The 6,221-nt window shown below is 28.6% G+C and carries 5 protein-coding genes; all 5 read right to left on the bottom strand.

Going from position 1 to position 6,221, the window contains the following annotated elements; genetic code table 11:
• Nucleotides 1–87: 87 nt before the first annotated feature.
• Nucleotides 88–591 (bottom strand): biotin--[acetyl-CoA-carboxylase] ligase, encoded by a 504-nt coding sequence (locus ACRCZX_RS09450; protein WP_438582675.1) that lies wholly within the window; start codon nt 589–591, stop codon nt 88–90.
• Between the two features lie 45 nt (nt 592–636).
• Nucleotides 637–1,626 carry a UDP-glucose 4-epimerase GalE gene (gene galE, locus ACRCZX_RS09445; protein WP_438582674.1) on the bottom strand — a complete coding sequence of 330 codons (990 nt, stop codon included), beginning with the start codon at nt 1,624–1,626 and terminating at the stop codon, nt 637–639.
• A 149-nt stretch (nt 1,627–1,775) separates the two neighbouring features.
• The gene (locus ACRCZX_RS09440) at nt 1,776–4,292 is read right to left on the bottom strand and encodes a DegV family protein (RefSeq protein ID WP_438582673.1); all 2,517 of its coding nucleotides are present in this window, start codon (nt 4,290–4,292) and stop codon (nt 1,776–1,778) included.
• A gap of 15 nt (nt 4,293–4,307) precedes the next feature.
• On the bottom strand, nt 4,308–4,856 hold the full coding sequence (locus ACRCZX_RS09435) for a helix-turn-helix domain-containing protein (RefSeq protein WP_438582672.1): 549 nt from the start codon (nt 4,854–4,856) through the stop codon (nt 4,308–4,310).
• A gap of 4 nt (nt 4,857–4,860) precedes the next feature.
• The gene (locus tag ACRCZX_RS09430) at nt 4,861–6,066 is read right to left on the bottom strand and encodes a CinA family nicotinamide mononucleotide deamidase-related protein (RefSeq protein ID WP_438582671.1); all 1,206 of its coding nucleotides are present in this window, start codon (nt 6,064–6,066) and stop codon (nt 4,861–4,863) included.
• Nucleotides 6,067–6,221: the final 155 nt, after the last annotated feature.

Genomic DNA, 6,221 nt, shown 5'->3' with positions numbered 1-6,221 from the left:
CATATCGGAGTATCAGAGGAAGCATTTCAGGGCGTTACTCCTTCATTCTACTTCTCGAAAATACAGTTCTCTGTTATTTCGCTTCTACTAAGCTACTTTTAACATGTCATAACTTTTCATTATGAAACGTGTCGCACCTGTATTATAATCTTTACCAGTCTTATTTTTTAATGAAATACCTATATTTTCAGCTTCTTCTAAATTTGTATTATTCAAATTTAGTCCTATTCCTATAATATAATTATTTTTTATTTTTTCTACTAATATGCCACTTATTTTCTTTTCATCTAAAAACAAATCATTGGTCCATTTAAATTTATAATCTAAATTTTCCACTTTTTTTAAAGAATATAAAAGTGAGTATCCCACTAAAAGAGGTAGTTTCATATATTCTTTTTCTTCAATTTGATCATCATGTTTTAATACGAAGGAAAATAATGCAGCGCCTTCTTTTGAACTCCATTTATTTCCTCTTCTACCTCTTCCAGCTGTTTGTATTTTAGCTATCGCTAAATCTTGTTCTAAAATATCTTCTTTTTCTCTTAAAAACTTATTTGTTGAGTCGATTTCATCAAATCTGTATATTCTCATAATTTCTCCTTTAAATTAAAATTAGGCAGAATTCTGCCTAATTTTTTAGTCGTTATATCCTTCAGGATTTTCTTTATGCCACTTCCATGCTGTTTTTATCATTGAATCTAGTGATGCGTATTTTGGCTTCCATTTTAATTCTTTCATTGCTTTTTCAGAGCTAGCAACTAATTTAGCAGGATCTCCTGCTCTTCTTGCTAAAATTTCTGCAGGAATTTCATGTTTTGTTACTTTTCTTGCTACTTCAATAACTTGTTTAACAGAGAATCCCTCTCCATTACCTAAATTATAAACTGTGCTTTCTCCTCCATTTTTTAATCTATCTAAAGCTAAAATATGAGCGTCAACTAAGTCCATTACATGTACATAATCTCTTATGCAAGTTCCATCTTCTGTTGGATAATCATTTCCATATATCCCAATTTTTTCTCTTTTACCTAAAGCTACTTGTAAAATAATTGGAATTAAATGTGTTTCTGGACTATGATCTTCTCCTATTTCACCTGTTAAAAATGCTCCTGCAACATTAAAATATCTAAGAGCTGTATATTTTATACCATAAGCATAATCATACCATTTCAATAATTTTTCAACCATTAACTTACTTTCTCCATAAGGATTTGTTGGTATAGTTTCTTGTGCTTCTAAAATTGGTATATTTTTAGGTTCTCCATAAGTTGCTGCTGTTGAAGAAAATACAATATTTTTAACTTTAAATTCTTTCATTATATTTAACAAATTCATAGTACCCACTACATTATTTTCAAAATATTTCGAAGGATTTGTCATACTTTCTCCTACTAATGAATCTGCAGCAAAATGTATAACTCCTTCTATTTTATTTTCTTTAAAAACTCTTTTTAAAAATTCTAGATCTCTTAAATCTCCTAAAGCTAATTTCACATTTTCAGGAACGGCATCTACATGTCCTGTTTGCATATTATCTAAAACAACAACTTCTCTTTTCGCCTCTAATAGAGCTCTTACTGCATGACTTCCAATATACCCTGCTCCACCACATACTAATATTGCCATTTTATCCTCCTATGGTTTTTTCTTTATTATATTTTCTTTTCAATCTCCAGTCAATACTTTTAAAACTTTTTCTATAGGTTCTTATTTAACTTGTTAAATAAAGATTTTATTTATGAAAATAGCTAGATAAGAGATCTAGCTATTTTCAATTATCTTATTTTATTTATAATTCCCATTCCATAAACAGGTCCTGTATGAGATGAGATAGTTGAACCTATTTCCATTCTTGCTCTATAGTCTAATTTTTTTGTTTTTTCAGCTATACTTCTTAGTTGATCTGCAGCTTCTAACTCACTACGAGTTCCACCCCAACCAGTATACATTATAATTGAATTTTTTTCATTTTTGAGAATTTTTTCCATATAAGCTAAAGCTCCTCTTTCTCCAAGTGCTTTAGTTTCTATACAAACTTCTCCATTCTCTAGTTTTAAAACTGGTTTTATTTTCAAAAAACTACCTATAATCGATGATGCTCTTCCAATTCTTCCACCTTTTTCTAAATATGTTAGTTCTTTTACAACAAAATAAACTTTCATTTTAGTTTTCGTTTCATCAATCCATTCAATAATTTCTTCAAATGTTTTTCCTTCTTTGACTAATTTTGCAGCTTCAATAACTATGTGAGCTAATGCAAATGTTACTACTTTAGAATCTACAATTGCTATTTCATTTTCTTTATTTAACATCCCTCTAGCTACTCTTGCAGCTTGCTGAGTTCCACTTAATTTACTTGATATATGAATTGAAATTATTTTTTTATAACCTTTTGCCAGTAATTTTTCATAAAGTTCTTTAAACTCTGCTGGTGATGGTTGTGATGTTTTTGGTACAACTCCATCTTTTAAAAGTTGTTTCCAAAATTCACCTTTAGATATGTCTACTCCATCTCTATAATATGTATCTCCTGCCAATTTGATTTTTAACGGTATAATATCCACATCTAAGCCTTTTATCATTTCAGGTGTTAAATCGGACGTAGAATCTGTTACGATAGCTATTTCTGGCATTTCTGGGTTCCTATTCGTTATATATATATAGTACGGATAGTTTTCTTGACCAATAACCAAATCAGAATATTTAACTGTTGATTTTATTTCTTTTAATACTCTATTGGCTTCTTCTGTTGAACCTTTTCCAATACACGCAAATATACTTAATGTTTCACTATTTATACATGTTTTATAAACACTTCCAACTATCTCTTCAAGAGTGGATGCTCTTAATTTTATTTTTCCATTAATTAAAGCAATATAGTCTCCTTCAGCTATAGTTATATTTTCTACTCTTGTATCTCTAACAGCTTGAGTTATTTCTATTGTTGCATTAAATGGAAGTTGCTTTAAGATTTCATCCATCCCAAATTCTTTATTTCTTACAACATATTCACCTTCTAACATTGTTTTAGTTTCTAAAACAATAACTTCTTTAGAAGATCTTTCTGCAGCTAATTTTGCTGATCCTATTATGTTTTTATTATTAGGCAACAAAACTATTTTATCTGCTTTTATTTTATTTATTCCCTCTTCAATATCTGCTACACTTGGATTTTGTGTTTGCCCTCCAATTAATACAGCAGTAGCTCCATTGTTTAAGAATAAATTTCCTAATTCTAAATTATCAACGACTGCAAAATAAGCTATTGGTTTACTATTTTCATTCTGAATTAATATTTTTCCCTTTTTATCTGCTTTATAGTTTTCAGCATCAGATAAAAGTAAATTTTTATGTTGAATTTCCATATTATCAATTTTTATATTCGATAAATTCCCTAAATTTCCAGCAATTTCTAAAACTAATCCTGGATTATTTGTATGAATATGTGTTTTTGTTTTTTTTGAAGTTTGAGCACAAACTACTGAATCACCATAGTTTATTATCTTTGATTTATAATCATCAATATCAAAATTTCCAGCTTCAATAACAAATTCTGTACAATATTTAAATTTAATATCCTCAAATACATGAGAACTTGAATGTTCCATTATATCTTTTCTTTTTGCTTGAGATTGAACTATTCTCTCTAAATCATGTAACATTTCAGGATCTGTAATTGATTTTTCAAACCCTTCTAATATATAGAATATTCCTTGTCCTCCCGCATCAACAACACCTGCTTCTTTTAATTTAGGCAATTGATTTGGTGTTTCTTGTACTGCATCTGCTGCTGCTTCTTTTAAATATATTAAAAATGGAATAAAGTCATCTGCTGGACCACTATACTTTTCTGCTTCTTCAGCAACTCGTCTAATAACTGTTAACATTGTTCCTTCTACAGGTTCACTTACAGCTTTATAAGCTTTTTCTTTAGCTAATCTAAAAGCAATCTTGACATCATCAACCGTTACTTCTTCTTTAGTTTTTACACCATCTAAGAAACCTTGAATAATTTGAGATAATATCGTTCCTGAATTTCCTCTCGCTCCTAAAAGAATAGCTTCTGAAACTATTTCTGCAAGTTCTTCCATATCGGGTTCGTGATTTAATTTTATTAATTCATTTTCAACTGCTTGCAACGTCATCGACATATTTGTTCCTGTATCTCCATCAGGTACTGGATAAACATTCAAATCATTCAAAACATCTGAATATTTTGATAGCCATCTACTTGCTGCGATTAACAATTTTGTTAATCTTGTAGAATTTAATACCTTTACTTCTATATTCATCACTTGCCTCCATAATTAAAATGTTGGTGGATTTACCACCCAAAGAGCTTTGGCTCTTTTCTCTGTATTATTTTTAAATCTATGCTTTTGACTAGATTTAAAATAGAAGCTATCACCTTCATGTAAATTATGTATAGCTTCTTCTATATATATATCTATACTTCCTTCAAGAATAAATATAAATTCTTCTCCTGGATGTGTATAATAACTTCTTCCACTTTCTCCACCTGGTCCAATTTCGTATAATATTGGTTCCATACTTTTTTCTATATTTGATGATGTTAAAAGAGAAATTGTTGTCTTAGAATCAATACTCTCTACAAATTTTCTCTCTTTAGCTCTAATTAAATCAGAGTTCTTTTTTACCTCTTCATCTTCAATTAAATAACTAACTCTTACGTCCAACGAATTCGCTATTTTTTTTAAATTTTCAATTGAAGGAGATGCTTTTCCTTGCTCTATTTGAGATAAAAAACTAGCTGATAAATCAACTTTTGTTGCTAGTTCTCGAAGTGATAACGATTTTTCATTTCTACTTTTTTTTATTCTTTCTCCTATACTCACTTTGTTACTCATCCTCCTCTAATATTTTATATAGTTCAAATAGACTATGGAGGACTGTTTTTTTTCTTATTTTTTCCCTATCCCCTATAAAATTAAATTTAAAGCTTATAATTTTTTCTTTAACTTTAATTCCTATATAAACAAGACCAATTGGTTTAGATTCAGTCCCTCCACTCGGGCCTGCAATGCCTGTTGTAGATATCCCAATATCTGTTTTTAGTCCAGCAACCATCCTTTCCGCTACCTCTTTGCTTACAGCTCCATATCTTTTTATTATATCTTCATTTACTTTTAATTGATTTATCTTTGATTCATTACTATATGTTACTAATCCTTCTTTAAAAATTTCAGATACACCTGGAAGGCTTATGATTGTTGAAGATAGCATTCCACCTGTACAAGATTCTGCAACAGATAATGTATATTTTTTCTTTTTTAAAATATTTATAACTTTTTCTTCTATTTTTTCATCATCTTCACAGATTATATTATTACCTATACTATTATATATCTTTTCCTTAATTTTTTCTACTGTGTTTTTAAATCTAAGTGATGTTTGCATTCTTACTACTATACCATAATCTTTCACTAAAAATTCATATTCTATATTTGGTTCTATAAAAAATTCTTTGATTTTTTCCTCCAATATAGATTCTGGAATTCCAGATATTATTAAATCTTTAATATAAATAGGATCTATTTTCTCACAATATTTATCAGTATAGTATTGAAGAAACTTAGGAAACATATTATACAGCTCTTTCGGAACTCCTGGAAAAGCCGCTATTCCATCAATAAAAAATGCTGGTGCCATACCAACATCATTTGATATTGATATTGCTCCTTCTGGCTTTTCTACCTCTTTTTTATTTTTTTCTAAAAATTCTATATTTAATTTTTTAAATTTTTCTTTTAATTCTAGTAACTCACTTTCCTCAATAAAAAGATTTTTATTTAAAAATATTCCAATAGCTTGTTTTGTTAAATCATCATCTGTTGCTCCTAAACCTCCAGATAAAATAATTAATTCACTTTTTTCTTTTCCAAATTTTATAGCTTCTATTATTTTTTCTAATGAATCTCCTGAAGTTAACTTATAATCAATTTTTATACCTACTTTATTTAACTCTTCAGCCATAAAGATACTATTTGTATCTATTGTTGCTCCATTCAACAATTCTGTTCCAATCATAATTAAAGTACAATTCATAATAATCTACCGTTATCATTAATCTGTAAAAATATACAAATTAAATTCCTTATTCATAGAATCCTATTTCGATAAATTAATTTATCTACTTTAGTTTGATATAATTCTCAGAAGGCTTAAATTCCCGCATAACGCACGGTACATATTATAGTTTT

It is taken from the genome of Cetobacterium sp. (assembly GCF_051658645.1).
GTDB lineage: Bacteria > Fusobacteriota > Fusobacteriia > Fusobacteriales > Fusobacteriaceae > Cetobacterium_A.
Note: the sequence above shows the minus strand (reverse complement) of the source record. Positions and strands in the feature narration are given on the sequence as shown.